The sequence below is a fragment of the Aliiroseovarius sp. genome (assembly GCF_030148435.1).
GTDB lineage: Bacteria > Pseudomonadota > Alphaproteobacteria > Rhodobacterales > Rhodobacteraceae > JASBTN01.
In genome coordinates, this window is record NZ_JASBTN010000069.1 from 41,514 (window position 1) to 67,339 (window position 25,826).

A 25,826-nucleotide genomic window follows, 5' to 3' on the forward strand; every position below is an offset into this window, starting at 1 on the left:
TTTGCGTTAGGGACTCGGGGAGATATTCACAGGCTCGGCGGGGGGTACGATTTGCCCACCAACAGGCCCCCGGAACAAACCGCAAATATCCACAGGGTTGTGAACATGGCGCAACAGATCATCCTGGCCTCCGCTTCGGAAATCCGCGCGCAGTTGCTCAAGAATGCCGGGATCGCGGTCGAGGTCAAGCCCGCCCGGGTGGATGAAGAGATGATCCGAAGGGCGCTGGAGGCGGACGGCGCCGGACCGCGCGATGTGGCGGATGCGCTGGCCGAGGCCAAGGCGTTGAAAATAAGTCGAAAAACTCCTGTTTCTCTGGTTCTGGGATGCGATCAGGTGGCCGACGTCGACCGTGACATCCTGTCCAAGCCTGAGAGCCCGGAGGAGGCGATTGCGCAGCTGACCCGCCTGTCCGGCCAGACCCACCGGCTGCTGTCGGCGGCGGTGATCTGCCACGACGGCAAGCCGATCTGGCGTCACGTAGGCACCGTGCGCCTGACCATGCGGGAGTTGTCCCCCGGCTATGTCACCGACTATGTTCATCGCAACTGGGACAGTATCCGCTGGGCGGTCGGCGCCTACAAGCTCGAGGAAGAAGGCATTCGCCTTTTCTCGCGCATAGACGGCGATTACTTCAACGTTCTGGGCCTGCCCCTGATGGAGATCATCTCCTATCTGATTACGCGTAAGGACTTGAAAATATGAGTGAAAAGCGCATCCCTCTGGCTGGTGTCATTGGCGATCCCGTGGAACATTCCCTGTCGCCGCGCCTGCATGGGCATTGGTTGAAGACCATGGATTTGCCGGGCCACTACATCCCGCTGCGCGTGGCGCCGGAGGATTTGGAGGACGTCATTCGCACCATGCCCAGGATGGGCTTTGCCGGCTGCAACGTGACGATCCCGCACAAGGAAGCAGTGCTGAAACTCGCCGATGTCGTGACCGACCGCGCGGCGCTGATAGGGGCTGCCAACACCTTGATTTTCCTCAATGATGGCAAGATTCTCGCCGACAACACCGACGGGTATGGTTTCATCCAGAACCTGCGCCAGGGGGCGCCGGGCTGGAACCCCAAGGCGGGCCATGCGGTGGTTTTCGGCGCTGGCGGTGCGTCGCGCGCGATCCTTGCCTCGCTGATCGAAGTCGGGGTCGAGGAGATCCGCCTCACCAACCGTACCCGCGCCCGCGCCGATGAGCTGCGCCATGAATTCGGGACCAAGATCACCGTGTTCGATTGGGTGCAGGCCGCCAATCTGGTTGATGGTGCGGCGACGGTGATCAACACGACCTCTCTGGGCATGACCGGCGGCAAGGAGTTTCGCGTGCCGCTGGATGGGTTGACGCCCGGCGCCGTGGTGACTGACATTGTCTATACCCCTCTGATTACACCGCTTTTACAAAAGGCGGCCGAAGCCGGCTGCGTTACTGTTGATGGTCTGGGCATGCTGCTGCATCAGGCGGTGCCCGGCTTTGAACGCTGGTTCGGCACGCGGCCCGAGGTGACGGATGACCTCAGAAAAGCGGTGTTGGGCGATGGCTGATCCCTATCTCATTGGTCTCACCGGTTCGATCGGCATGGGCAAATCCACCACCGCGGCGATGTTTGCCGAGGCGGGCATTCCCACCTGGGATGCGGATGCCGCCGTGCATCGGATCTATGCCCCCGGCGGCGCGGCGGTTGAGCCGATCCGGGCAATTTGCCCGGAAGCGATCGTGGATGGCGGCGTGGATCGAGACCGGTTGAAAGACTGGATGATGCGCGATGCTACCGCCTTGAAACAAATGGAAAAGGTCGTACATCCCCTGGTCGCTGAAGACCGCGCGAAGTTTTTGAAAACCACCGACAGCCCCATCGTTTTGCTTGATATGCCTCTCTTGTTCGAGATCGGCGCAGCAGATCAGGTCGACCTGGTCGTCGTCGTCTCGGCCCCGCCGGAGCTGCAACGCGAACGCGTGCTGGCCCGTGGCACGATGAGCGAGGAACAGTTCACGGCAATCCTGGAAAAACAGATGCCCGACGCGGTCAAACGCGCCAATGCGGATGTGATCGTCCCGACCGAGACCCTTGACGGCGCGCGCAACGCGGTGGCCGAGGTGATCGCCCATGTGAAGGAGACCCTCGCCAATGCGTGAGATCGTGATGGATACGGAAACCACCGGTTTCGACCCGTTCACCGGCGACCGCATTGTCGAGATCGGCGGGATCGAGCTGATCAACCACATGCCGACCGGTCGGACCTATCACCAGTATATCAATCCCGAACGCTCGATGCCCGAGGGCGCTTTCAAGGTGCATGGAATCGGGCCCGACATCCTGGAACCTCCGCAGCCGGTCGAACCCGGCGCCGTGACCCTGCGTGACAAGCCGCTCTTCGCCCAGGTCGGCAAGGATTTCCATGACTTTGTCGGAGACGCGAGGTTGGTGATCCACAACGCGCCCTTCGACATGAAATTCCTGAACTGGGAATGGAAACGCATGGGCCTGCCGGAACTGCCCATGTCCCAGGCGCTGGATACGCTGGAAATGGCGCGCGCCAAGTTCCCCGGGGCGCAGAACACGCTGGACGGGCTCTGCCGCCGGTACGGGATCGACAACGCGAACCGAACCCTGCACGGCGCGCTTCTGGACTCGGAAATCCTGGCGGAAGTCTATCTGGAAATGATCGGTGGACGTCAGCCCGGGCTGGTGCTGAACGTCATGTCCGGCGTAGGTGGGGGCGCGGCCGGGGAAGATTGGCGCGCGCGCCCACGACCCGAGGCATTGCCGTCGCGGATTACAGACGAAGAAGCCGCCGCCCATGCCGAATTCGTTGACGGCTTGGGCGACGGCGCGATTTGGAAAAAATTCAGCTAGGCCAGCGCGTTAGCTAACCGGCTGGCCTTCCTTCTCGGCGGTCGCGCGGCGCTGGATTTCGCGGCGGTACAGCGCCAGAAAATCGACCGTGTCCAGGTTCAGCGGCGGGAAGCCTCCATCGCTTGTGATATCGGATACGATGCGGCGCACGAAGGGAAACAGCATGCGTGGGCATTCGATCAGCAGGAACGGGTGCATCTGGTCTTCCGGCACGTTCTCGATGTGGAAGATGCCGCCATATTCCAGCTCCAGCAGGAACAGCTGATCACCGCTGGCCTTGTTCTTCGAGCTGACGGTGAACTTGGTGGTCACTTCGTACTGGTGCTCGGTCGAGCGCTTCTTGGCGTCCAGCGAAACCTCGACATTGATGTCAGGCTGCACTTCGCCCTGCACACCCTTCTGGGCCAGGACGTTTTCAAACGACATGTCACGGATGAACTGGCCCAGCACCTGCATCTTGGGCGGAACGGGTTGTTGCGGTTGCTGCGGGGCGGCTTCGTCGGCCATTGCGGAAATCTCCTGCGTGTGAACTTTGGTCGGGGGTGTGCTTAGCAGGTCCGTGGCGGGGCCTCAACGACTTGGGTCAAGTCGGGGGCTTTTCGTCGCCTGTCCGAGCGGATATGTCCAGACCATGAGTGATTTGATCCCCGCCTGGGTGGACGGCACCCTGCAACCTGTCGAGAAACTGGCGGCCCATCTGGACGGGCTGCGCCACAAGGCCGTGTCGGTCTTTGTGGTGCACGAAGGCGCGGTGCTGATCCAGCAGCGCGCGGTGGGCAAGTACCATACGCCGGGGCTCTGGGCGAACACCTGCTGTACGCATCCGCATTGGGATGAGGATCCGCGCGTCTGTGCCATTCGCCGGTTGGAGGAAGAGCTGGGTCTGACCGGTGTCGATCCGGTCTGGAAAGATCGCATCGAATACCGCGCTGCGGTCGGCGGCGACATGGTGGAACATGAGGTCGTCGACCTGTTCCTGGCCACGCTTGCGCAACGCCCCGCGCTGCACCTGAACCCGGATGAGGTTCAGGCCACCCGCTGGATCCCGTTGCAAGAGCTTGAGGCCGAAGTTGCCGCCACGCCTGAGAAGTTCACGCCGTGGCTGCGCATCTATCTGGCCGAGCACAGAGGATCAGTGTTTGGTCCAGCCTGACGGGCCATCTACGCCCGGAGGGGTGGGGCGCTTTTGCGGCGTCACATCGGTGAAATCACCGTCGATAACGTCCTCCCCGGACGGATGGTGACGGCTGTCCTGCGCATTCCCCTGCATGCCCATGGTAAAGCTCTGCACCTTTACGCGCGCCGCGACGTAACGCATGACCGCGCGGCGCACACCCGGCACCAGAAGGGCAAAGCCGACCGCGTCGGTAAAAAAGCCCGGCGTCAACAGAAGCGCGCCGGAAAACAGGATCATCGCCCCGTGGGCCAGCGGCTCGGTCGGATTGTTCAACTGGTTGAAACTGTTCTGCAGATCCGCCAGCGCCCGCATCCCCTGCGCGCGCACCAGCGTGGTGCCCAGAATGGCCGTCACCACGACGACTCCCAGGGTCGGCCACAGGCCGATCGCACCGCCAACCTGGATGAACAGCGCGATCTCAATCAGCGGGACGGCGACAAACAGTGCAAAAAGCCACATGTGATCCTCGTTTCTTGATCGGGGCCGTGGTGGACTTGGCCCTTTGCGTCACCTACATAAGGGGCATGCGCGAATGTTTCAAACGCGCCAACAAAGGAGCATCCATGAGTAACGGCATCATCCAGCTTCTGGTTCTGGCCGGAATTGCCCTGTTTCTGATCCTGCGCCTGCGCGACGTGCTGGGCACGCGCGAGGGGTTCGAAAAGCCGCAGGTGACACGCCAACCGGACGAAAAGCGCATGACACGTGACGACCTGCAGGTGATCGACGGCGGGCCGGATGCCGACATCGCCGACCATGTGGATCCGGAAAGCGATAGCGGACGCGCCCTGGCCCAGATGAAACAGGCCGAGCCGAGCTTCAGCGTCGGTGAGTTCCTGGGCGGTGCCCGGGGCGCCTATGAAATGATCCTGATGGGGTTTGAAAACGGCGACCTGGCGCGGATCAAACCGTTCCTGTCGGACGAGGTCTATGAAAGCTTTGCGGGCGTGGTCGAAGATCGCAACAGCCGCGGCCTGAACATCGAGGCCAATTTCGTCGGTCTGCGCGAGCTGAAACTGGTCGATGCCGAGTTCGACGCGAATTCACGCGAGGGCGAAGTGACCGTGCGTTTCGTCGGCGAACAGACCCTCGTGGTGCGCGACAAGGCAGGCGAGATCATCGAGGGAAATCCCAACGAGGTCAAACGCCAGAAGGATGTCTGGACCTTTGCCCGCAGCATGGGCTCCGACAACCCGAACTGGCAGCTGGTCGCGACAGGGGGCTGACCCGTGGCGCTCCGCCTGGTAGCCGCGCTGGCCCTGGCGGCCGCCTCGGTCTCCCCGCTCCATGCGGGGCTGGGCGAGGCCCGGGTCACGATCCTCACCTTCGATCAGCTTGACGGCTGGGCCGAGGATGACCACCAGGCCGGGCTTCAGGTCTTTCTGGACACCTGCCGGCAATTCGATCACGTGGACTGGGCGCCGATCTGCGCCCTGGCCGAAACGCAATCCGATGGGCGCATGTTCTTCGAACTCTTCTTTCGCCCGGTTCTGATCGAAGACGACAACGCGCCGCTGTTCACCGCCTATTACGAGCCCGAACTGCGCGGCGCCCGCCGTCCCGATGCGCGCTACCGTTACCCGGTCTATCGCAAACCGCCGGGTGATGTGTCCTACACCCGGCGCGAAATCGAGGAAGGCGGGGTGTTGCAGGGCCGCGGGCTGGAAATTGCCTGGGTCGAAGATCCGGTCGAGCTGCAATTCCTGCAAATCCAGGGCTCCGGCCGCATCCGCCTGCCCGACGGCAGTTCGATCCGGCTGGGATATGGCGGATCCAACGGGCATCGCTTCCGCTCACTGGGCGATCGGCTGGTTGCGCTGGGCATCTACAATCGCCACCAGGTCTCGGCGCAGGTGATCCAGTCCTGGGTCAGGCGCAATCCCGAACAGGGGCGCGCGCTGCGCTGGCACAACGCCAATTATGTCTTTTTCCGTGAACTGGGCAGGGTGCCCGCAAGCGAGGGGCCGATCGGTGCGATGAACCGGTCGATCACCGCCCGGCGCAGCCTGGCGGTGGACCCGGCCTTCACCCCGCTGGGGGCTCCGATCTGGCTGGAGAAACAAGGCGCCAACCCGTTCAATCGCCTGATGATTGCGCAGGATACCGGCTCGCGCATCAAGGGGGCACAGCGGGCGGATATCTTCATGGGGACCGGCGATCTGGCCGGGATCGAGGCCGCCAGGATCTCGGACCCCGGCCGCATGATCGTGCTGCTGCCGATCCAGCGCGCCTATGCGCTGAAGCCGGAAGGCTGAGGGTTGAGGGCAGAACATGGCGCGCAAACCCAGACATCTGAGCCCCGCAGAACGGGAGCTGTGGCAAAAGGCGACATCAAAGGATGAACGCCTGCATCCGGCCCGGGTCGATCCTGTCGAAAAGCTCGCCAAACCACCGGCAAACCCCGCCCGGCCGGTCAGGATCCAGCATCCGCAGTTCCGCGTGGGTCAAGCGGCCAAGGGCCACGCCCGCCCGCATGACATCGCCCCCGCCATTGCCGACCAGATCGCCCGCCACCCGGTGCAGATGGACCGCAAGACCTTCGGCAAGATGAGGAAAGGCCGGCTGGCCCCCGAAGCGCGGATCGACCTGCACGGGATGACCATTGCCGAGGCGCACCCCGAGCTGACAGGCTTTATCCTGCGCGCGGTGGCGCGCAACTTCCGTCTGGTCCTGGTCATCACCGGCAAGGGCAAGAAGAAGGACGAAGGCGGCCCGATCCCGGTGCGCCACGGAGTGCTGCGCCATCAGGTGCCACATTGGCTGAATACCATGCCCCTGAAGCCCCACGTGTTGCAGATTTCCGAAGCGCATCTGAAACACGGCGGCGGCGGTGCCTATTACGTCTACCTGCGCCGTCGCAAGGGTTAATTCGGCGCGATCACCACATTGGTCACGTTCTGCACCATCAGAACCGTGCCCGGCAACAGCCCGATGTTCCCCGCCCGGTCGTCCGCGAAGCCACGATCCAGTGCCGGGATCGAATTCACAAGCCGCAGGAAGCTGGGCGAGGCCAGCGCGGTGTTGTGACTGCTTTCGGCGTCGTCGAAGGCGGACACATCCAGCACGGTGACTTTCAGCTCCGCCAGTTCCCGGACGTCTTCGATATTGCCCAAACGGTCCCGCCGTCCGGTCAGGGACGCCGAAAGACGCAGGATCCTGTCCTGGCTTGAGCTGAAGATCACGAAGGGCTGCGGCAGCTCGCCAATGCGCTGGGCCTGCTGGCGGAACAGCTCGATATCCACATCCGGCGAGATCAGGATCACCCCCTCGATATGGCGATCGATGAAAGAACGGTCACGAATGGCGATCTGGCGCAGGGTCTCCATGATCAGGAGCGACCCCATGGAATGACCGACCAGGGTGATCTTGCCGCCAGCCGCCGCGATTTCGGTCATCATCTGTTCCAACCCGTCGCGGGCAAACAGCATTGAATCTCGATCATATCCGTAGCCCAACGGGTTGCCCGCGCTGGGCCAGGAATAATGCACCGCCACCTCGGGCATGCCCGTGTCATGCACCACCTGGGCAAAGCGATACATGCCCTCGGCAAAGGTGTTGTTGTAGCCATGCACGAAAAGCGCCACGCTCTGGTTCTCGGCCGGGCGCCGGGCCATTTCCCGCCGCACTTCGGTACGGAATACCTGCCTGTCATACTCGGCGAAATCCCGGGTCAGGAAATGCCTGGACGGGTCCGGTTTGCCGCGCGGCCATTCTATCTGTCCGATTTCGTGTTCGTCCGGGATCGAGATATCAAGCCGCCCGAACCGCAACTGTTGATGGCGTTCGGAGGTCGGGCGACCGTCTTCGCTGAAACCGCGGGTGGTGCCGACCAGGAAGCTGCGCAACGTGCCGCCGTCGCCGGGAAGATAGGTAATCATCCCGCGCGGGGCACAGGCGGCAAGCAGAAGAACAAGAAACAGAACGCGACGCATGGGGAACTCTTTGATGGTCCCCCAAGCGATAGCGTGAACCCGCGCCCCTGCCTAGAGCACGTAGCGGCTCATGTCCGCCGATTGCATCAGTTCGCCCAGGTTCTTCTGTACGAAATCCGCGTCAACTGTGATCTCTTCGCCGGACCGGTCAGGGGCCGTGAAGGACAATTCCTCGAACACCCTCTCCATCACCGTGTAAAGCCGCCGCGCGCCGATGTTTTCCACGCTCTGGTTCACCTCGGCAGCGATCTTGGCCAGCGCCGCGATGCCGTCCTCGGTAAAGCCGACAACCACCTCTTCGGTGCCCATCAGCGCGGTGTATTGACGGGTCAGAGCATTGTCGGTCTCGGTCAGGATGCGCACGAAGTCGCCTTCGGTCAGCGCGCGCAGTTCGACCCGGATCGGCAGGCGGCCCTGCAGTTCGGGCAGCAGGTCCGAGGGTTTGGCAATGTGAAAAGCGCCCGACGCGATGAACAGGATATGGTCGGTTTTCACCGGGCCATGTTTGGTGCTGACGGTGGTGCCCTCGATCAGGGGCAGCAGGTCACGCTGCACGCCCTCGCGGCTGACATCCCCGCCGCGTGCTTCCTGGCGGGCGCAAACCTTGTCGATCTCGTCCAGAAAGACGATCCCGTTCTGCTCGACCGCTTCCAGCGCGGTCTTGGTCACGGCTTCTTCATCCAGGAGCTTGTCCGCCTCATCCGCGATCAGCACGTCATAGCTGTCGCGCACGGTCATCTTCTTGCGCACGGTGCGCTGGCCAAAAGCCTTGCCGAAGATGTCACCCAGGTTCATCATGCCGCCCATGCCCGGCTGGCCGGGGATTTCCATTGCGCCCATCGGGTTCGAATGGTCGGCGACGTCCAGCTCGATGATGGTGTCATCCAGCTCACCGGTGCGCAGTTTCTTGCGAAACATCTCGCGCGTGGCGTCGCGGGCGTCACTGCCGGCAATGGCCTCGATCACGCGATCTTCGGCCTGCGCCTCGGCACGGGCTTTCACGTCCTCGCGCATGTGCTCGCGGGTTTGCAGGATCGCGGCATCCAGCAGATCGCGCACGATCTGTTCCACGTCCCGCCCGACATAGCCGACCTCGGTGAACTTGGTCGCCTCGACCTTGATGAAGGGGGCGCGGGCCAGCTTGGCCAGACGGCGCGAAATCTCGGTCTTGCCGACCCCGGTGGGGCCGATCATCAGGATGTTCTTCGGATAGACCTCGTCACGCAGGTCCGAGGACAGCTGCTTGCGCCGCCAGCGGTTGCGCAGCGCCACGGCCACGGCGCGCTTGGCGTCCTTCTGGCCGATGATGAAACGATCCAGCTCGGATACGATCTCGCGGGGGGTCAGGTCGGTCATTTCGAAATCTTCTCCACGGTCAGGTTGCCGTTGGTGTAGACGCAGATATCGGCGGCGATTGCCATCGCGCTTCGGGCAATGGTCTCGGCGTCGCCACCGGCCTCCATCAGGCCGCGCGCGGCGGCCAGGGCAAAGTTCCCGCCAGAACCGATCGCGGCAATGTCATGCTCCGGCTCCAGCACGTCGCCCGCGCCGGTGATCACATACAGGTCCGCGCCATCGGTCACGATCAGCATCGCTTCGAGCTTTTGCAGGTACTTGTCGGTCCGCCAGTCCTTGGCAAGTTCGACGGCGGCGCGCTGCAACTGGCCCGGGGTTGCCTCCAGCTTGGCTTCCAGCCGTTCCAGCAGGGTAAAGGCATCCGCGGTCGATCCGGCAAAGCCGCAGACCACATCATACCCGCCCGGGCTCAGCCGGCGCACCTTGCGCGCGGTGCCCTTGATCACGGTCTGGCCCAGGCTGACCTGCCCGTCGCCCGCGACCACCACTTCGCCCCCTTTGCGCACACCGATGATTGTGGTGCCGTGCCAGCCGGGAAATTCGCTGTCTGCCATGTCATGCCTCCATTCGTCCAAGGCTATATGGACATGTGGGCGGCGCGGCACAAGCGTTTGCCTGTTCCACACGGTGCGGATAGCCTGCGCCCATGGCCCAACCGAAGATCCTGCGCGTCTATCTGGACCCCATTCCGCTGAAACAGGCGCGCAACGGGGAATTCGGCATTCTGACCCGCATTCGCGAAGCCCTGGAGCCGCGCGGGTTTCGGGTGGAATGGCGCGAAAACAGCGAGGTGGAGCGCCTCACCTCCGCCGCCCGGCGTGGATATGCGCTGTTTTTGATGGACGATCCGCTGCACGGTCGCGCGCTGACCCTGCGCAAGGCCTATTATTACCCCTATTGGCGGATCGAGGCCACGGGCCAGCGCTGGGAGTTCGAGGTGGCAAGAAAGCACTTCGATCCTGACGAAACAGACCCTGTTCAGGCGCAAAACTGGGCAAGCAACTGGCGCAACTGGCTGTTCAAGCAGAAAGGGCTGGAAGGCGTGACCCGGGATGGTCCGGTCTACCTGCCTTTGCAGGGGCGGCTGATGGAACGCCGCTCGTTTCAGACCATGAGCCCGATGGAAATGATCCGCACCGTGCAAGCCGCGACGGACAAGCCGATCCTGCTGGGGCTGCATCCGGGGGAAGACTATTCCGCGGCCGAACGCGAGGCCGTGCAGAAGATTGCGGACGCCGACCCGCGCGTGACTCTGCAGACCGGCGGCATGATCGAAGCGCTGCAATGTTGCGACTACGTGGTCACGCAGAACTCCACCGCCGCGCTGTCCGGCTTCTTCTTTCACAAGCCCGCGGTGCTGTTCGGCCAGATTGATTTTCACCACCAGATGTTGAACGTGGCCGAGTTGGGCCGGGATAGAGCCTTGTCCGAGGTCAAATCAGCCACGCCCGCCTTTGACCAATACCTGCATTGGTTCATTCACCAGAATTCAATCAAAGCGGATGTTCCGGATGCGGATCAACAGATCATCACAGCCCTGCAAAAGCGCGGCTGGGACGTCTGACCTCCCTTTCATCTTTCCACAAATATCCCGGGGGGTTTGGGGGGCTGGCCCCCCAACGTCTTCAGCCTAAAGCCAGCCAGACAGTTCCCGCGCCGCGATGCCCGCCAGCGCCTCGATATGCGCGTCACCGTCGTTCAGGCAGGGGATATAGGTAAAGCTCTCACCGCCCGCTTCCTCGAAGCTTTCCCGGATCTCTTCGTTGATCTCCTCCAGCGTCTCGATGCAATCGGCAGAGAAGGCGGGCGCGATCACCGCGATCCTCTTCTTGCCGGCCCTGGCGAGGCGCGCGACCTCTTCGACCGTATAGGGTTTCAGCCATTCCTCGGTTCCAAACACCGACTGAAAGGTGGTGGTGATGTCCGTATCCACCCAGCCCAGACGCTCTTTCAACAGGCGGGTCTGTTTCTGGCATTGGCAATGGTACGGGTCGCCCTCTTCCAGGTAGCGGATCGGCATGCCGTGGTAGGAGACGACCAGGATATCCGGTTTCTCGGCCATTTCCGCATAGGCGCGTTTCACACTATCGGCCAGCGCGTCCAGATAGGCATCATCATCGAAATAGGCGGGTACGGTGCGCGCGGCAGGCTGGGCTTTCTCGGCCATCAGCGCACGAAAGAACTGGTCATTGGCCGTGCCGGAGGTCGCGCCCGCATATTGTGGATAGAGCGGGAAGAACAAGACCCTATCACAGCCCTTTTCGACCATCTCGCGCAGTTTCGCAGGGGTTGAGGGGTTGCCGTAGCGCATGCAGAAATCGACCTCGACCCGGTCGCCGTAACGCGCCTCCAGCGCGGTGCGCAGCTTGTCGGTCTGGTCGCGGGTAATGGTCATCAGCGGGCTTTCGTTCCGCTCTTCGTTCCAGATCGTCCTGTAGGCCGCACCCGAGGTAAAGGGCCGCTTGGTCAGGATGATGCCCTGCAACAAAGGCTGCCATTTCCAGGCCGGATAATCGATCACCCGCCTGTCCGACAGGAACTCGTTCAGATAGCGGCGCATGGACCAGTAGTCCGTCGCATCCGGCGTGCCCAGGTTGGCAATCAGCACACCCACCTTGCGGGGTTTGATCGTCGGGTGATTGGCGGGCTTGTCCATGGGTCTGTCCTGTCTGGCGCGGTTCCGTCTGAGATAGCGGCTTTTCCCGGCGGGTCAATCGGGCAGTTTGCCCTCTTTTGTACCCAGCGCATCAGCCAGCCGTTGTACGGCCGAGCCCGGGCGCAACGGTTTCTGCTGGCTCTCATGCGGAGCCCAGCCGGTCAGGAATATGAGCTCGAAGGTCGCCGGGATGCGCCCGTCCTGTCCGAATGTGGCGGCGTAGCGCGCGGCGGTCTCAGAAAAAAGCCCGCGCGGCACAGGGCGGCGCAGGCGCTGGGCCAGCGCGTTGCCCTCTCCCATTGCGCGCAGATCGCGCATCAGTGCAAGCGCATCGGAATAGGTGACGTTGCGCAGGGAACTGTCCGCCACCGGCAAGGCAAATCCGGCCCGTTGCAAAAGCGCGCCCAGATCACGGATTTCCCCCATTGGGGCCACGCGCGGCGACAGCCCGCCCATCTGTGCGCTCTCGGCTTCGGCCAGCGCGGCGCGCAGCTGGTGCAGGGTCTGCCCGCCGAACATGACCCCCATGAAAAGCCCGTCCGGCCTCAGCGCGCGGTGGCTTTGAATGAGCTGCCCGACCGGATCATTGGCCCAGTGCAGTGACAGCCCGTGAATCACCAGGTCATGGGCGCCGGGCTCCAGTGCCAGAACCTCGACATCGGGCACGATCACCGCCTCGGGGAAGAATTCCGCCCAAATTTCCGGAAAACCCGCGACGACGGCGGGTTTGGTAAACGTCCTGTTAACCTCTGACAGGCGATCCTGCACCTCGAAGGCGGCTTCACGTTGCAGGAACATGCCCTCGTCGCGCGCACGGGCGCGGTTGCGGGCAAGTTGGGTGAGGTCGGTCAGGATCGGGGGCGTCTCTGTCATGGGCGCGGACCATAACCACGAGGGCAGGGAATGCAATCTCCGCTGAAACTGCTGTTTCCGCCGCAATGTGTGACCTGTGGTGATCCGGTCGAGGCGGAGTTCGGCCTCTGCGGCCCCTGCTGGGGCAAGACCCCCTTTATCGCGGGGCTGGTTTGTGACTGCTGCGGAACGCCGCTTCCGGGGGAGGAGGACGGCACCCGCGTGCTCTGTGACGATTGCATGCCGGACGAACGGCCCTGGGGGCGTGGGCGATCTGCGCTGATCTACAAGGACAATGCGCGGCGGCTGGTGATGGCGCTGAAACATGGCGATCGTCTGGATCTGGCCCGGCCCGCGGGGGTCTGGATGGCCCGGGCGCTCACGCCGATCCTGGACCCGGAGGTTCTGGTGGTGCCGGTTCCGGTGCATTGGACCCGGCTGATGAAGCGCCGCTACAATCAGGCGGCCGTGCTGGCCAAGGTGCTGGCCACCGAGGCGCGGCTTGAGTTTGCCCCGGATCTGTTGATCCGCCCGCGTCGCACGCTGCCCCATGACCGCATGGGCAATGCGGCCCGTTTTGCCAACATGGACGGTGCGATCGAGCCGCACCCGAAACGGGGATCACGCCTTGCGGGGCGCAAGGTGCTTCTGGTTGACGACGTGATGACCTCCGGCGCGACGCTGACGGCCACGGCCAGGGCCGCACGGGCAGCAGGGGCCCGCGACATTGATGTCATCACACTGGCGCGCGTGGTAAAGGATGCCTAAATAGGGCGGAACCGAAAGGACAAGCGTGATGAAATCCGTGACCATCTACACCACCCAGCTCTGCGGCTTTTGCCACGCCGCAAAACGCCTTCTGACCCAGAAGGGCGTGAATTTCGACGAGATCGACGTCGCCATGAATCCTGACAGGCGTCAGGAAATGATGGCCCGCGCCGGGCGTCACACCGTGCCGCAGATTTTCGTGGGCGAGACCCATGTCGGCGGCTGCGACGACCTTTATGACCTGGAGCGGTCCGGCAAGCTTGACCCGCTGCTGGCGGCTTGATGCGCGCAGGGCTGGTCCAGATTACCGCGAGCGATGACCCGGCGGCGAACCTGCCGGGCACGCTTGAGCTGATGCGCGAGGCCGCCGCCGGGGGGGCCGGCTTCGTGCTGACCCCCGAGGTAACAAACATCGTATCGACCAGCCGCAAGCACCAGGAACGGGTGCTGCATCACGAGGAAGACGACCCGACCCTTGCTGCGCTCTGCGCCGAGGCCAGGGCGCTGGGCGTCTGGCTGCTGATCGGGTCTCTAGCGCTCAAGACCCATGACCCGGACGGGCGGTTTGCCAATCGCTCTTTCATGGTCAGCCCGCGCGGGGATATCACCGCGCGCTATGACAAGATCCACATGTTCGATGTGGAAATCAGCGAGACGGAAAGCTACCGCGAAAGTGCCGGCTATCGCCCTGGGGACCGCGCGGTGCTGACGCGCACCGATTTTGCCACTGTCGGCATGACGATCTGTTACGACATGCGGTTTGCGCATCTGTATCGCCGCCTGGCCCAGGGTGGCGCCCGGATCCTGACCGTGCCCTCGGCCTTTTCCCCCGTCACCGGCACGGCGCATTGGGAAAGCCTGTTGCGTGCCCGCGCGATCGAGACCGGGTGTTTCGTCCTCGCGCCAGCCCAATGCGGGCAACACGGACCCAGCCGGGCAACCCATGGTCACAGCCTGGTGGTCTCCCCCTGGGGCGAGATCCTGGCCGACGGTGGCGACGAGCCTGGCGTCACCCTGGTTGATTTCGACCTCTCGGACGTGGATAAGTCACGCAGGCGCGTACCGTCCCTGACCCATGACCGAGAATTCGAAGGCCCCTGAATGTCCGACGATCCCATCGACAGCCTTTCCGTAGCGCTGTTTTCCGAGATGTTCATGGCCGATCAGCTGGCCAAGAGCCGCCTGACCAAGGCGCTCCCCAAAGGGATGGAGCTCAGCCACTTCTCGGTGCTCAATCACCTGGCGCGGTCCGGGGAGGAAAAAAGCCCGGCCCAGCTGGCCAAGGCCTTTCACGTCACCCGCGGGGCGATGACCAATACGCTGAGCAAGCTGGAATGGGCGGGGCATGTACATATCCGCCCCGACTGGGATGACGCGAGGCGCAAGTTTGTCACGATCTCGCCCGCCGGACGGGCCGCGCGCGATGCGGCTTTGCAGGCAATCACGCCGATCATTGCCAACATGGTTATCCGTATCGGCCCGGACCGCGTACGCCAGGCCCTGCCCGTGCTGCGCGAGATGCGGCTGATGCTGAGCGACCTGGAGTAAGGGCCAAAGCCTCCCGGGGCGCCCGGAATCCGCCCCGGCCCAACGGGCGGCAATCCGAAGGCGCAACCGGGTGCCGGGAGCTCTACCCCCGCGGTTTCACCGCCGCCGTGACATAGTTCACCGACAGATCCCGGTCCGAGATCGACCAGCTCCAGGTGAGCGGGTTGAATACGAACCCCTTGCGGTCCACATTCTCCAACCCCGCCATGCCGATCATGGTCTGCAACTCGTCCGGCGTGATGAATTTCGACCATTCATGCGTGCCCTTGGGCAGCCAACGCATGATATGCTCCGCCCCGACAATGGCGACCGCAAAGCTTTTCGGATTGCGGTTGATGGTCGAACAGAGAAACAGCCCGCCGGGTTTGACCAGCTGCTGGCAGGCACTCAGGAAGGCCTGCGGGTCGGCAACATGTTCGACGATCTCCATCGCCAGGACCACGTCGAACTGTTCACCCTCGGCAACCAGCGCCTCGGCCATGGTGCAGCGATAATCGATCTCCAGCCCCATCTGATCGGCATGGACCGAAGCCGTCTTGATATTTCCCTCGGCCGCATCGGCACCGATCACATCGGCCCCCAGCCGGGCCATCGGCTCCGACAACAGCCCGCCGCCGCAGCCAATGTCCAGGAGCCGCAACCCGCCAAAGGGTTGGTCATCCGACAGGACCCGGGCGAACTCGGCGGCGATCTGCGCGGTAATGTAATCCAGCCGGACCGGATTCATCATATGCAAGGGCTTGAATTTTCCTGTGGGATCCCACCATTCTGCTGCCATGGCCTCGAACTTGGCGACTTCGGCGGGGTCGACGGTGGTTTGCATGCGTCTTCTTTCTGATGGCGGGTGTTTCGGGCGCGTTATATAGAGATATTATGGACAAGGCCGCAGGAAAAAACAGCGCAGACGCGGAATTATTCCCGCGCATCGAACCCTTCGCCCGGCGTATGCTGGATGTGGGCGACGGTCACAAGGTCTATTACGAGCAATGCGGCAACCCGGTCGGCATGCCGGTGGTGGTGTTGCACGGCGGGCCGGGTGGCGGCTGTTCCCCGGCGATGCGGCGGTTTTTCGACCCGGACAAGTATCATATCATCCTTTTCGATCAGCGCGGCTGCGGCCGGTCGCGGCCCCATGCCAGTGTCGAGGCGAACACGACCTGGGATCTGGTGGCCGATATCGAAAGGATTCGCGCGGCCGTGGGCGTGGATCGCTGGATTGTCTTTGGCGGCAGCTGGGGCGCGACGCTTTCACTGATCTATGCCCAGACCCATGCGGATCGGGTCGCCTGGCTGGTGCTGCGCGGGGTCTTTCTGGGCACGCAAGGCGAGCTTGACTGGTTCTATGGCGGCGGTGCGGGCAGGTTCTTTCCCGAACTCTGGGCCCGGTTCACGGATCTGATCCCGCAAGAGGAGCATGATGACCTCATCGCCGCCTATCACCGGCGGCTGTTCAGCGGCGACCGGGTCGAGGAAACCGCCTATGCCAAGGCCTGGGCAGGCTGGGAAAACGCGTTGGCCTCGATCGAAGGCAATGGCGCCATGATCGACAGCCCGGCGGAATATGCGCGCGCCTTTGCGCGGCTTGAAAACCACTATTTCGTCAATCGTGTCTTTCTGGATGACAGCCAGCAGGTCCTCGACAACATGCGCGCGATCGCCCATGTGCCCGGTACGATCGTGCAGGGGCGTCACGATATGATCTGCCCCCCCCACACGGCCTGGGCGCTGCACAAATCCTGGCCCACCTCGGAGTTCCGCATGGTGCCCAAGGCCGGTCACGCCCTGTCCGAGCCCGGCATTGCCGCCGAATTGGTGCGCACGATGAACCGATTGGCACGGCAGCGCGCGACCCTTGGGCTATAATCTTCACGCAACCGTGCGCGAATGCGGGCGGCCTGTGCGCCGCTGCCGCTTGAGTGGGGGGCTCCTCCCGTCCAGACTGGAGTCAGCCAACCCGGGAGGTAAGCCATGACAGACGACAAGATTGCCCCGAAAATCGAAGCGCGCGAAAACGGCCCGCTGATGGTGCGCGGCGTGACGCGGATGACCGGTGCCGACGGGCAGCCTGTGGCCTGCAAACCGGTCATGGCGCTCTGTCGCTGCGGGCGCTCCGGCAACAAACCCTTCTGTGACGGTTCCCACAAGGACGGGTTCTCGGACGCGAAAACCACCCCGGCCGGACGCGACCGGCTGATCGCCTATGAAGGCGCGGAGGCGACGGTTTTCTACAATCCCATGCTGTGCAGCCACGCCGCTGAATGCGGCCGGCTGGCCGGTCATATCTTCAACCCGGCGCAGAAACCCTGGGTCCAGCCCGACAAGGGCAACGTGGAAGATCTGGCCGAGGTCATGGCCGCCTGCCCCTCTGGTGCGCTCAGCTTCCGTGGGGCGGATGGTGCCCCCGATCACCGCGTCACGGCGCGGGCCGAGGTCACGGTCGAACCCAACGGCCCCTATTGGGTGCAGGGTGTCGCGCCGCCCGAATTTCCAACGGGCGACGGGCAGAGCGCCAACAAATATGTGCTCTGCCGCTGCGGCCTGTCGGGCAACAAACCCTTCTGCGATGGTTCCCACCGGGATGCGGGTTGGAAAAGCGGCGACTGACCCCATATGGCTGGAGAGTTGCCGCGAGGGATTTTCATGACCGATGCCACCCGTTTCTGGGACAAGATTGCCCCGAAATACGCCAGGCGAGCCGTTGGCGACATGGCGTCCTATGAATACAAGCTGAACCGGACCCGGGCCCATATGCGACCCGACATGAATGTGCTGGAGTTCGCCTGCGGCACCGGCACCACCGCGCTGCATCACGCGCCCCACGTGGCCAGCTACCGCGCCGTCGATATCTCGCCCGAGATGATCCGCATTGCCCGCGCCAAGGACGGGGCCGAGCGGGTTGGGTTCGAGGTTGCCGATTTCGATACGCTGGAGATCGCACCGGAAAGCCTCGACATGATCCAGGCTCATTCGATTCTGCATCTGCTGCCCGACCCGCCGGCCAGCATCGCCAAAGTGCACACCAGCCTGAAACCCGGCGGGCTCTTCGTTAGTTCGACCAGTTGTCTGGGTTATGCCTGGTGGCTCAAACCCATCGTCCGGGTTGGCCACGCGCTGGGCAAACTCCCGGCGCTGAGCTGGTTCACCGAAGATGATCTGCGCGGGATGCTGGTGTCTCACGGGTTCGAGATCATCGAGGACTGGCAGCCGAAAGGGTCGATGAAGGCCCTGTTCCTGGTTGCCCGCAAATCCGGGTAGTCCCGTCTTGCAAAGAGGAATCACCCATCCCCCTTGCATCCGCCCCTTTTCCTCTCTATATGACCAATCAACAGCGAAGGCGCTGGGGTCCACACCCGGAGCCTCACCGGAAACACCGACGGGCCGCTGGCCCGTTTTTTTGTGCCCAATACAAGGCCTGCAAGACACATGACCGACCTGGTTGCCAAAGCCGCCATTGACCGCAAGCTGGCCGATATTCTGCGCCCCGTGATCGAGGGCATGGGGTATGAGCTGGTGCGCCTGCGCCTGATGGGTGGCAATACGCCCACGCTTCAGATCATGGCCGAGAAACCCGAGGGCGGGATCGAGGTCGATGATCTGGCCGAGATCAACACCGCCGTTTCGGCCACGCTGGACGTCGAGGACCCGATTGAGGATAATTACAACCTCGAGGTCTCCTCGCCCGGAATCGACCGCCCGCTGACGCGGTTCAAGGATTTCGACGACTGGAGCGGCTATGTCGCCAAGCTCGAAACCGCCGAGCTGATCGACGGGCGCAAGCGCTTCAAGGGCACGCTTGCCGGCACCGAGGGTGACGAGGTGCTGATCGAGATCGACAACCAGGGCGAGGCCGTGACCATCGGCCTGACCTTCGACCTTCTGGCCGAGGCCAAGCTGGTCATGACCGACGAGCTGATCACCGAGATGCTGCGCCAGCGCAAGGCGGCGGGGCAGATCGACGAAACGCAATTTGACGAAATTCAGGAAATCACCGGTTCCGAGGAGGACTGACGATGGCAATCACTTCCGCAAACCAGCTGGAGCTTTTGCAAACCGCCGAGGCCGTGGCCCGCGAAAAGATGATCGACCCCGGTCTGGTCATCGAGGCGATGGAAGAAAGCCTGGCGCGTGCCGCCAAGAGCCGCTACGGCGCAGAGATGGACATTCGCGTCTCGATCGACCGCAAGACCGGCCGCGCGACCTTTACCCGCGTGCGCACCGTGGTCGAGGATGAGGAGCTGGAGAACTACCAGGCCGAATTCACCGTCGAACAGGCGAAACAGTATATGGACGACCCGAAGGTTGGCGACGTCTACACCGAAGAAGTCCCGCCGGTCGAAATGGGCCGTATCGCCGCTCAGAGCGCCAAGCAGGTGATCCTGCAGAAGGTGCGCGAAGCCGAACGGGACCGCCAGTTCGAGGAATTCAAGGACCGCGCCGGCACCATCATCAACGGTCAGGTCAAGCGCGAGGAATACGGCAACGTCATCGTCGACGTGGGCGCCGGCGAAGCCATCCTGCGCCGCAACGAGAAGTTCGGCCGCGAAAGCTATCGCCCGAACGACCGTATCCGCTGCTTCGTCAAGGATGTGCGCCGCGAGACCCGCGGCCCGCAGATCTTCCTCAGCCGCACCGCGCCGGAATTCATGGCCGAGCTGTTCAAGATGGAAGTGCCGGAAATCTATGACGGCATCATCGAGATCAAGGCGGTGGCCCGTGACCCGGGTTCGCGCGCCAAGATTGCGGTGATTTCCTATGACAACTCGATCGACCCGGTCGGCGCCTGCGTCGGTATGCGCGGATCGCGCGTGCAGGCCGTGGTGAACGAGCTGCAGGGCGAAAAGATCGACATCATTCCGTGGAACGAGGATACTCCGACCTTCCTGGTGAATGCGCTGCAGCCGGCCGAAGTGTCGAAGGTCGTTCTGGACGAGGACGCCGAGCGTATCGAAGTCGTCGTGCCGGACGAGCAGCTGTCGCTGGCGATCGGCCGTCGCGGTCAGAACGTGCGTCTGGCCAGCCAGCTGACCGGCCTGGACATCGACATCATGACCGAGGCCGAGGAAAGCGAGCGCCGTCAGAAGGAATTCGCCGAGCGCACCCAGCTGTTCATGGACACGCTGGATCTGGACGAGTTCTTTGCCCAGTTGCTGGTGGCCGAAGGCTTTACCAACCTCGAAGAGGTCGCCTATGTCGAGCAGGACGAGCTTCTGGTGATCGACGGTGTCGATGAAGGCACCGCCGAAGAGCTGCAGGCCCGCGCCCGCGACTTCATCGACGAGCAGAACCGCAAGGCGATCGAACGCGCCCAGGAGCTGGGTGTGCAGGACAGCCTGTTCAGCTTCGAAGGCCTGACCCCGCAGATGATCCAGGCTCTGGCCGAGGACGGGGTTCTTTCGCTGGAGGATTTCGCCACCTGTGCCGACTGGGAACTGGCCGGCGGCTGGACCTCGCAGAACGGCGAGCGTGTGAAGGACGACGGTGTGCTGGAGCCCTTTGGCATCAGCCTCGAAGAAGCGCAGACCCTGGTCATGACCGCTCGGGTCATGCTGGGCTGGGTCGACCTGGCCGATCTGGAAGCCGACGCCGAGGAAGGTGAAGAAGGCGAGGCAGTCGACGGCGAAGAAGTTACCGACGCACTGACCGGGGAGGCCGGGGCCTGACCCCAGGCCTCGGAGCAAGCGCCATGACGCGCGGGGGTCAGAAATCGCGAGCGGACGAGCCCGAACGGCGCTGCATCGCGACCGGAGAGACTCAGCCGCGCGCTGGGCTGATCCGCTTCGTGGTCGGGCCCGACGATCAGGTGGTGCCTGACCTGTTGGGCAAGCTGCCGGGCCGCGGCATCTGGGTCTCGGCCGACCGCAAGGCGCTTGAGAAAGCCGTGGCGAAAGGTCTGTTTTCGCGCGGAGCAAAGCGTAAGGTCTCGGTCCCTGAGGGGCTGGTCGAGGACCTGGAAAAGGCGCTGGCGGATCGGGTGGTGCACCTGGTCAGTCTGGCGCGAAAGGCCGGCCAGGCTGTGGCCGGCTATGAGAAAGTGAAAGACTGGCTGATGAAGGATCAGGCGAAAGTGCTGATCCAGGCCAGCGATGGTTCGGAGCGCGGGAAATCCAAGCTCCGCCCCCCCCCGGGACGGGACTGTTTCATTGGCGTTTTGACCGCGAATGAATTGGGTTTGGCTTTCGGGCGGGAAAATGTGATACATGGCGCGCTCGCCGCTGGCGGTTTGACCTCTCGTGTAGTAGAGGAAGCCGCAAAGCTGCGAGGCTTGCGCGCGCAAGAGGATGTCGGCGCAAATCGGCGCCGGAAAGGTACGAAGACCAGATGAGCGAAAATGACGGCAAAAAGACCCTGGGGATCCGTGGCAACCGCCCGGGTCAGGTGAAGCAGAGCTTCTCCCACGGACGGACGAACAAGGTTGTGGTCGAAACCAAACGCAAGCCCCGCGTTGTGGTGCCCAAGCCCGGTACGGCTTCGGCAGCGAAAGCGGCGGGTGCCAAGGGTGGACCCGCCAAGGGGGATCCCTCGAAACGTCCCGCCGGGATTTCGGACGCCGAAATGGAGCGCCGCCTGAAGGCGCTGCAGGCCGCCAAGGCCCGCGAGGTCGAAGAGGCCGCCAAGCGTGCTGCGGAAGAGAAATCCCGCGAGGAGGCGCGCGCCCGTCGCCGTGCCGAGGCCGAGGCCAAGGAACGCGAGGAACGCGAACGCGAAGCCGCGCTGAAGGCGAAGGCCGAGGAAGAAGAGCGCAAGAAGCGCGAAGCTGAAGAGGCCAAGGTCCGCGAAAAGGCCGCCAAGGCTCAGCCCGCGCCCGATCCGGCTGCCGCACAGGCGGCCGAGGCCCGTGGCACCGGCAAATCCTCGTCCGCGCCGCGCAAGACGGACCGCAACGAACGCGACCAGAAACAGACCCGCGGCAAGGGCAGCCGGGACGACAACCGTCGCTCGGGCAAGCTGACCGTGAACCAGGCGCTGCGTGGCGGTGAAGGCGGGCGGCATCGCTCGGTCGCCGCGATGAAGCGCAAGCAGGACCGCCTGCGCCAGAAGGCCATGGGCGGCGCCGAGCCGCGCGAAAAGGTCGTGCGCGACGTGCAGGTGCCCGAGGCCATCGTGGTGTCGGAACTGGCCAACCGCATGGCCGAACGCGTGGCCGACGTGATCAAGTCGCTCATGAACATGGGCATGATGATCACGCAGAACCAGTCGATCGACCAGGATACTGCCGAACTGATCATCGAGGAATTCGGCCACAAGATCGTGCGCGTTTCGGACGCCGACGTCGAGGACGTGATCGATAGCGTCGAGGACAAGGACGAAGACCTGGAGCCGCGCCCCCCCGTGATCACCATCATGGGCCACGTGGACCACGGCAAGACCTCGCTTCTGGATGCGATCCGCAACGCCAAGGTGACGGCCGGCGAAGCGGGCGGGATCACCCAGCACATCGGCGCCTATCAGGTGCAGACCGACGATGGCACCACGCTGTCCTTCCTGGATACGCCCGGCCACGCCGCGTTTACCTCGATGCGTGCCCGGGGCGCCCAGGTGACGGACATCGTCGTGCTGGTCGTTGCGGCGGATGACGCCGTGATGCCGCAGACGATCGAGGCGATCAACCACGCCAAGGCCGCCGAAGTGCCAATGATCATCGCGATCAACAAATGTGACCTGCCGGCCGCGAACCCGGACAAGGTGCGCACTGATCTGCTGCAGCACGAGGTGATTGTCGAGAAACTGTCGGGTGACGTGCAGGATGTCGAAGTGTCGGCCCATACCGGTGACGGTCTGGACGAACTTCTGGAAGCCATCGCGCTGCAGGCCGAGGTTCTGGAACTGAAGGCCAACCCGAATCGCTCGGCCTCGGGCGCGGTGATCGAAGCGCAGCTCGACGTGGGCCGTGGCCCGGTTGCCACCGTTCTGGTGCAGAACGGCACGCTGAAGCAGGGCGACATCTTTGTCGTCGGCGAACAGTGGGGCAAGGTGCGCGCACTGGTCAACGACAAGGGCGACCGCGTCAACGAAGCCGGTCCGTCGGAGCCCGTCGAGGTGCTGGGTTTGAACGGAACGCCCGAAGCCGGTGACGTTCTGAACGTGGTCGACACCGAAGCCCAGGCGCGCGAGATCGCCGACTACCGGATTCAGGCCGCCAAGGACAAGCGCGCCGCTGCCGGTGCCGCGACCACGCTGGAACAGATGATGGCCAAGGCCAAGGCGGATCAGAACGTCGCCGAGCTGCCGATCCTGGTCAAGGCCGACGTGCAGGGTTCTGCCGAGGCGATCGTTCAGGCGATGGAAAAGATCGGCAACGACGAAGTGCGCGTGCGCGTTCTGCATTACGGTGTCGGCGCGATTACCGAGACTGATATCGGCCTGGCGGAAGCCTCCGGCGCGCCGGTCATCGGCTTCAACGTCCGCGCCAATGCGTCCGCGCGCAATTCGGCGAACCAGAAAGGTGTCGAGATCCGCTATTACTCGGTCATCTATGACCTGGTGGATGACGTGAAAGCTGCCGCCTCGGGCCTGCTGTCCGCCGAAGTGCGTGAGAACTTCATCGGCTACGCCGAGATCCGCGAAGTCTTCAAGGTATCGGGTGTTGGCAAGGTTGCCGGCTGCCTTGTTACCGAAGGTGTCGCGCGCCGCTCGGCCGGTGTGCGCCTCCTGCGCGACAACGTGGTGATCCACGAAGGCACGCTGAAGACGCTCAAGCGCTTCAAGGACGAGGTCAAGGAAGTGCAGTCCGGTCAGGAATGCGGCATGGCCTTCGAGAACTACGAAGACATCCGCCCGCAGGACGTCATCGAGATCTTCGAACGTGAGGAAGTGGCGCGGACCCTGGAGTAAAGGTCTCGCCCAGCACCAGAAACGGAAAGGGACGGCAAACGCCGTCCCTTTTTCGTTCCGTCAGCAAATGTCGCTGAACGGCGTCCGAATCACAGCTAAAGCCAGTCGCGCAGCATCGGGATCAGGGGTATATCCGCCGGCGGCATCGGGTAATCCCGCAGGTTCTGCGGCCGCGCCCAGGCGAGTTTCTGCCCTTCCTTCGGATGCGGCGTGCCCTCCCATTTGCGGCAGGCAAAGACCGGCATCAGCAGGTGGAAGTCGTCATAGGCATGACTGGCGAAGGTCAGCGGGGCAAGGCAGGAGGCCCAGGTGTCAATGCCCAGCTCCTCGTGTAGTTCGCGGATCAATGCGACTTCCGGGCTCTCCCCCGGTTCGACCTTGCCACCGGGAAACTCCCAAAGACCGGCCATGGATTTCCCTTCCGGGCGCTGCGCCAGAAGCACCCGCCCATCCCGGTCGATCAGCGCAACAGCCGAGACCAGTATGACATTCGTATTGCGTGTCGCGTCCATCGCGCCCAGCCCCTTTTCGAAGAAACCCGTTCCCGGCTACGACCGGTAATCCGCGTTGATCTGGATGTAGCCGTGAGTCAGATCACAGGTCCAGACCTGCGCATTGCCCGCGTCCAGACCCATGTCCACATGGAGGAGCAGCTCGTCATGTTTCATGTAATGGGCGCCGTCCTCTTCGCGGTAGGCGGGCGAGACCCAGCCGCCTTCGGCCACCAGGATATTGCCGAAAGAGATCGACAGCCTGTCCCGTTCCGCATAGGCGCCGGATTTGCCGATTGCAGCGACGATACGGCCCCAGTTGGGGTCCTCACCGGCCACTGCGGTCTTGACCAGCGGTGAATTGGCGATGGCCAGCGCATGGGTGCGGGCATCAGCATCGGTCCTGGCCCCGGTAACGCGCACTTCGACGAACTTGGTCGCGCCTTCACCGTCGCGCACCACCTGGTGGGCCAGATCCATCATGACGTCGCGCAGGGCCTTGCGGAACCCGGCGTGATCGGCATCCACGCCGACATCCGAGGCGCCGGTGGCCGCGACGATCAGCGTGTCCGACGTAGAGGTGTCGCTGTCCACCGTGATGTTGTTGAAAGTTTGATCGGTCAGCTCTCCCAGCATTTGCTGCAACACCGGCTGGTCGATTTTCGCGTCGGTAAAAATGAAAACCAGCATCGTCGCCATGTCCGGTGCGATCATGCCCGAGCCCTTGGCGATCCCCGCGATATGTACCAGGCGATCGCCCACGCGCACCTCGGCCTTGGCGCCCTTGGCAAAGGTGTCGGTGGTGCGGATCGCCTCGGCTGCCTGTTCCAGCGAATCGGGCACAAGAGTGCCTTGCAGCTCATCCAGGCAATCGGTCAGGATCGCCGGGTCCAGAGGTTCCCCAATAACGCCGGTTGAGGCGGAATAGACCCTGTTTTCCGGCACACCGATCCTGTCGGCCACGGCACCGGTGATTTTGGCAACCGAGGCAAAGCCGGCCTGCCCGGTAAAGGCGTTGGAATTGCCCGCATTGACGATGATCGCCGCGCCGGCGGCAGGGTCGGAGCCAATCTTGTCCTGGCAATCCAGCACCGCGGCGGACCGGGTAGAGGACTTGGTGAACACCCCGGCAATCGCGGTGCCCGGTTGCAGCTCTGCCAGCATCACGTCCAGGCGGTCGGCATATTTCACCCCCGCCTTTACCGCCGAGAACCGCGCGCCGGCAATGACCGGCAGCGCGGGGAACCCGGCAGGTGCAAGCGGCGCGACTGCATGCGTATGGGTCGTCGCCGCCTTGAGCTTGGCCTTGAGCTTCTTCAGCCGTTTTTCAAGCTTCTTGATTTTTGCCTTGGCGCCCATT

The 25,826-nt window shown here is 63.4% G+C and carries 30 protein-coding genes; 20 read left to right on the forward strand and 10 right to left on the reverse strand.

Annotation, left to right across the window (positions count from 1 at the left end):
* Positions 1-105: 105 nt before the first annotated feature.
* The 4 genes from Q1V43_RS12565 to dnaQ are packed head-to-tail and all read left to right on the forward strand — an operon-like array spanning position 106 to position 2,854.
* A complete protein-coding gene (locus Q1V43_RS12565) occupies positions 106-705 on the forward strand; it encodes a Maf family protein (RefSeq protein WP_300518458.1) in 600 nt (199 codons plus the stop codon).
* Positions 702-1,541, forward strand: a complete 840-nt coding sequence (locus Q1V43_RS12570) for a shikimate dehydrogenase (protein ID WP_300518460.1) — start codon at positions 702-704, stop codon at positions 1,539-1,541. Before Q1V43_RS12565 ends, Q1V43_RS12570 begins: the two co-directional genes overlap by 4 nt.
* Positions 1,534-2,133, forward strand: coding sequence for a dephospho-CoA kinase (gene coaE / locus Q1V43_RS12575; protein ID WP_300518463.1), 600 nt, complete (start codon positions 1,534-1,536; stop codon positions 2,131-2,133). The genes Q1V43_RS12570 and coaE overlap by 8 nt, the downstream gene beginning before the upstream one ends.
* Positions 2,126-2,854: a DNA polymerase III subunit epsilon gene (gene dnaQ / locus Q1V43_RS12580; protein ID WP_300518465.1), complete on the forward strand. Its 729-nt coding sequence runs from the start codon at positions 2,126-2,128 to the stop codon at positions 2,852-2,854. The genes coaE and dnaQ overlap by 8 nt, the downstream gene beginning before the upstream one ends.
* A gap of 9 nt (positions 2,855-2,863) precedes the next feature.
* On the opposite strand, the gene secB is transcribed toward dnaQ, so the two are convergent.
* Positions 2,864-3,361 carry a protein-export chaperone SecB gene (secB, locus tag Q1V43_RS12585; protein ID WP_300518467.1) on the reverse strand — a complete coding sequence of 166 codons (498 nt, stop codon included), beginning with the start codon at positions 3,359-3,361 and terminating at the stop codon, positions 2,864-2,866.
* Positions 3,362-3,485: 124 nt separating this feature from the next.
* On the opposite strand from secB, the gene idi reads away from it, so the two are divergent.
* Positions 3,486-4,007 carry an isopentenyl-diphosphate delta-isomerase gene (idi, locus tag Q1V43_RS12590; RefSeq protein WP_300518470.1) on the forward strand — a complete coding sequence of 174 codons (522 nt, stop codon included), beginning with the start codon at positions 3,486-3,488 and terminating at the stop codon, positions 4,005-4,007.
* Here idi and Q1V43_RS12595 read toward each other — a convergent pair.
* Positions 3,987-4,490 (reverse strand): FxsA family protein, encoded by a 504-nt coding sequence (locus Q1V43_RS12595; protein WP_300518473.1) that lies wholly within the window; start codon positions 4,488-4,490, stop codon positions 3,987-3,989. The two genes, idi and Q1V43_RS12595, sit on opposite strands and share 21 nt — an antisense overlap.
* A 104-nt stretch (positions 4,491-4,594) precedes the next feature.
* Between Q1V43_RS12595 and Q1V43_RS12600 the strand changes: the two genes are divergently transcribed.
* The 3 genes from Q1V43_RS12600 to Q1V43_RS12610 are packed head-to-tail and all read left to right on the forward strand — an operon-like array spanning position 4,595 to position 6,899.
* Positions 4,595-5,257, forward strand: a complete 663-nt coding sequence (locus tag Q1V43_RS12600) for a Tim44/TimA family putative adaptor protein (RefSeq protein ID WP_300518475.1) — start codon at positions 4,595-4,597, stop codon at positions 5,255-5,257.
* A 33-nt stretch (positions 5,258-5,290) separates the two neighbouring features.
* The gene (locus tag Q1V43_RS12605; RefSeq protein ID WP_300518558.1) at positions 5,291-6,286 is read left to right on the forward strand and encodes a murein transglycosylase A; all 996 of its coding nucleotides are present in this window, start codon (positions 5,291-5,293) and stop codon (positions 6,284-6,286) included.
* 16 nt (positions 6,287-6,302) lie between these two features.
* Positions 6,303-6,899 (forward strand): Smr/MutS family protein, encoded by a 597-nt coding sequence (locus Q1V43_RS12610; protein ID WP_300518478.1) that lies wholly within the window; start codon positions 6,303-6,305, stop codon positions 6,897-6,899.
* Here Q1V43_RS12610 and Q1V43_RS12615 read toward each other — a convergent pair.
* Genes Q1V43_RS12615 through hslV form a run of 3 tightly spaced genes read right to left on the reverse strand, consistent with a single transcriptional unit; the run spans position 6,896 to position 9,873 of the window.
* Entirely contained in the window at positions 6,896-7,963 is a 1,068-nt protein-coding gene (locus tag Q1V43_RS12615; RefSeq protein WP_300518481.1) for an alpha/beta fold hydrolase, read from the reverse strand. The two genes, Q1V43_RS12610 and Q1V43_RS12615, sit on opposite strands and share 4 nt — an antisense overlap.
* Before the next feature lie 51 nt (positions 7,964-8,014).
* Positions 8,015-9,319, reverse strand: a complete 1,305-nt coding sequence (hslU, locus tag Q1V43_RS12620; protein ID WP_300518484.1) for an ATP-dependent protease ATPase subunit HslU — start codon at positions 9,317-9,319, stop codon at positions 8,015-8,017.
* Entirely contained in the window at positions 9,316-9,873 is a 558-nt protein-coding gene (gene hslV, locus Q1V43_RS12625) for an ATP-dependent protease subunit HslV (protein ID WP_300518486.1), read from the reverse strand. The genes hslU and hslV overlap by 4 nt, the downstream gene beginning before the upstream one ends.
* Positions 9,874-9,965: 92 nt before the next feature.
* Between hslV and Q1V43_RS12630 the strand changes: the two genes are divergently transcribed.
* The gene (locus Q1V43_RS12630) at positions 9,966-10,883 is read left to right on the forward strand and encodes a hypothetical protein (RefSeq protein ID WP_300518489.1); all 918 of its coding nucleotides are present in this window, start codon (positions 9,966-9,968) and stop codon (positions 10,881-10,883) included.
* 66 nt (positions 10,884-10,949) lie between these two features.
* Here the strand turns inward: Q1V43_RS12630 and hemH are convergent, their stop codons facing one another.
* Positions 10,950-11,975 carry a ferrochelatase gene (hemH, locus tag Q1V43_RS12635; protein WP_300518492.1) on the reverse strand — a complete coding sequence of 342 codons (1,026 nt, stop codon included), beginning with the start codon at positions 11,973-11,975 and terminating at the stop codon, positions 10,950-10,952.
* A gap of 54 nt (positions 11,976-12,029) precedes the next feature.
* Positions 12,030-12,848, reverse strand: coding sequence for a methyltransferase domain-containing protein (locus Q1V43_RS12640; RefSeq protein ID WP_300518495.1), 819 nt, complete (start codon positions 12,846-12,848; stop codon positions 12,030-12,032).
* A 30-nt stretch (positions 12,849-12,878) separates the two neighbouring features.
* Here Q1V43_RS12640 and Q1V43_RS12645 point away from each other — a divergent pair, with 30 nt between their 5' ends.
* From Q1V43_RS12645 to Q1V43_RS12660, 4 genes are read left to right on the forward strand one after another with little or no spacing between them, the layout of a single operon-like run.
* Complete coding sequence (locus Q1V43_RS12645; protein ID WP_300518498.1) at positions 12,879-13,595, forward strand: double zinc ribbon domain-containing protein; 717 nt, start codon at positions 12,879-12,881, stop codon at positions 13,593-13,595.
* A gap of 28 nt (positions 13,596-13,623) precedes the next feature.
* Entirely contained in the window at positions 13,624-13,878 is a 255-nt protein-coding gene (grxC, locus tag Q1V43_RS12650) for a glutaredoxin 3 (RefSeq protein WP_300518501.1), read from the forward strand.
* Positions 13,878-14,696 (forward strand): carbon-nitrogen hydrolase family protein, encoded by an 819-nt coding sequence (locus Q1V43_RS12655; RefSeq protein WP_300518504.1) that lies wholly within the window; start codon positions 13,878-13,880, stop codon positions 14,694-14,696. The genes grxC and Q1V43_RS12655 overlap by 1 nt, the downstream gene beginning before the upstream one ends.
* Positions 14,697-15,143, forward strand: a complete 447-nt coding sequence (locus Q1V43_RS12660; RefSeq protein ID WP_300518507.1) for a MarR family transcriptional regulator — start codon at positions 14,697-14,699, stop codon at positions 15,141-15,143.
* Between the two features lie 82 nt (positions 15,144-15,225).
* Here Q1V43_RS12660 and ubiG read toward each other — a convergent pair whose 3' ends face one another.
* Complete coding sequence (ubiG, locus tag Q1V43_RS12665) at positions 15,226-15,966, reverse strand: bifunctional 2-polyprenyl-6-hydroxyphenol methylase/3-demethylubiquinol 3-O-methyltransferase UbiG (protein ID WP_300518510.1); 741 nt, start codon at positions 15,964-15,966, stop codon at positions 15,226-15,228.
* Between the two features lie 50 nt (positions 15,967-16,016).
* Between ubiG and pip the strand changes: the two genes are divergently transcribed.
* From pip to infB, 7 genes are all read left to right on the forward strand, one after another.
* Entirely contained in the window at positions 16,017-17,006 is a 990-nt protein-coding gene (pip, locus tag Q1V43_RS12670; RefSeq protein WP_300518512.1) for a prolyl aminopeptidase, read from the forward strand.
* Between the two features lie 105 nt (positions 17,007-17,111).
* A complete protein-coding gene (locus Q1V43_RS12675) occupies positions 17,112-17,747 on the forward strand; it encodes a CDGSH iron-sulfur domain-containing protein (protein ID WP_300518514.1) in 636 nt (211 codons plus the stop codon).
* A 36-nt stretch (positions 17,748-17,783) separates the two neighbouring features.
* Positions 17,784-18,398 (forward strand): class I SAM-dependent methyltransferase, encoded by a 615-nt coding sequence (locus Q1V43_RS12680; RefSeq protein WP_300518517.1) that lies wholly within the window; start codon positions 17,784-17,786, stop codon positions 18,396-18,398.
* Between the two features lie 168 nt (positions 18,399-18,566).
* Positions 18,567-19,151 carry a ribosome maturation factor RimP gene (rimP, locus tag Q1V43_RS12685; RefSeq protein ID WP_300518519.1) on the forward strand — a complete coding sequence of 195 codons (585 nt, stop codon included), beginning with the start codon at positions 18,567-18,569 and terminating at the stop codon, positions 19,149-19,151.
* A gap of 2 nt (positions 19,152-19,153) precedes the next feature.
* On the forward strand, positions 19,154-20,803 hold the full coding sequence (gene nusA, locus Q1V43_RS12690; protein ID WP_300518522.1) for a transcription termination factor NusA: 1,650 nt from the start codon (positions 19,154-19,156) through the stop codon (positions 20,801-20,803).
* A 23-nt stretch (positions 20,804-20,826) separates the two neighbouring features.
* Positions 20,827-21,465 carry an RNA-binding protein gene (locus tag Q1V43_RS12695; protein ID WP_300518524.1) on the forward strand — a complete coding sequence of 213 codons (639 nt, stop codon included), beginning with the start codon at positions 20,827-20,829 and terminating at the stop codon, positions 21,463-21,465.
* Positions 21,462-23,975, forward strand: a complete 2,514-nt coding sequence (gene infB / locus Q1V43_RS12700; protein ID WP_300518527.1) for a translation initiation factor IF-2 — start codon at positions 21,462-21,464, stop codon at positions 23,973-23,975. Before Q1V43_RS12695 ends, infB begins: the two co-directional genes overlap by 4 nt.
* Positions 23,976-24,070: 95 nt before the next feature.
* Here the strand turns inward: infB and Q1V43_RS12705 are convergent, their stop codons facing one another.
* The gene (locus tag Q1V43_RS12705; RefSeq protein ID WP_300518530.1) at positions 24,071-24,487 is read right to left on the reverse strand and encodes a (deoxy)nucleoside triphosphate pyrophosphohydrolase; all 417 of its coding nucleotides are present in this window, start codon (positions 24,485-24,487) and stop codon (positions 24,071-24,073) included.
* A 36-nt stretch (positions 24,488-24,523) separates the two neighbouring features.
* Positions 24,524-25,825, reverse strand: a complete 1,302-nt coding sequence (gene argJ / locus Q1V43_RS12710; RefSeq protein WP_300518533.1) for a bifunctional glutamate N-acetyltransferase/amino-acid acetyltransferase ArgJ — start codon at positions 25,823-25,825, stop codon at positions 24,524-24,526.
* Position 25,826 lies beyond the last annotated feature (1 nt).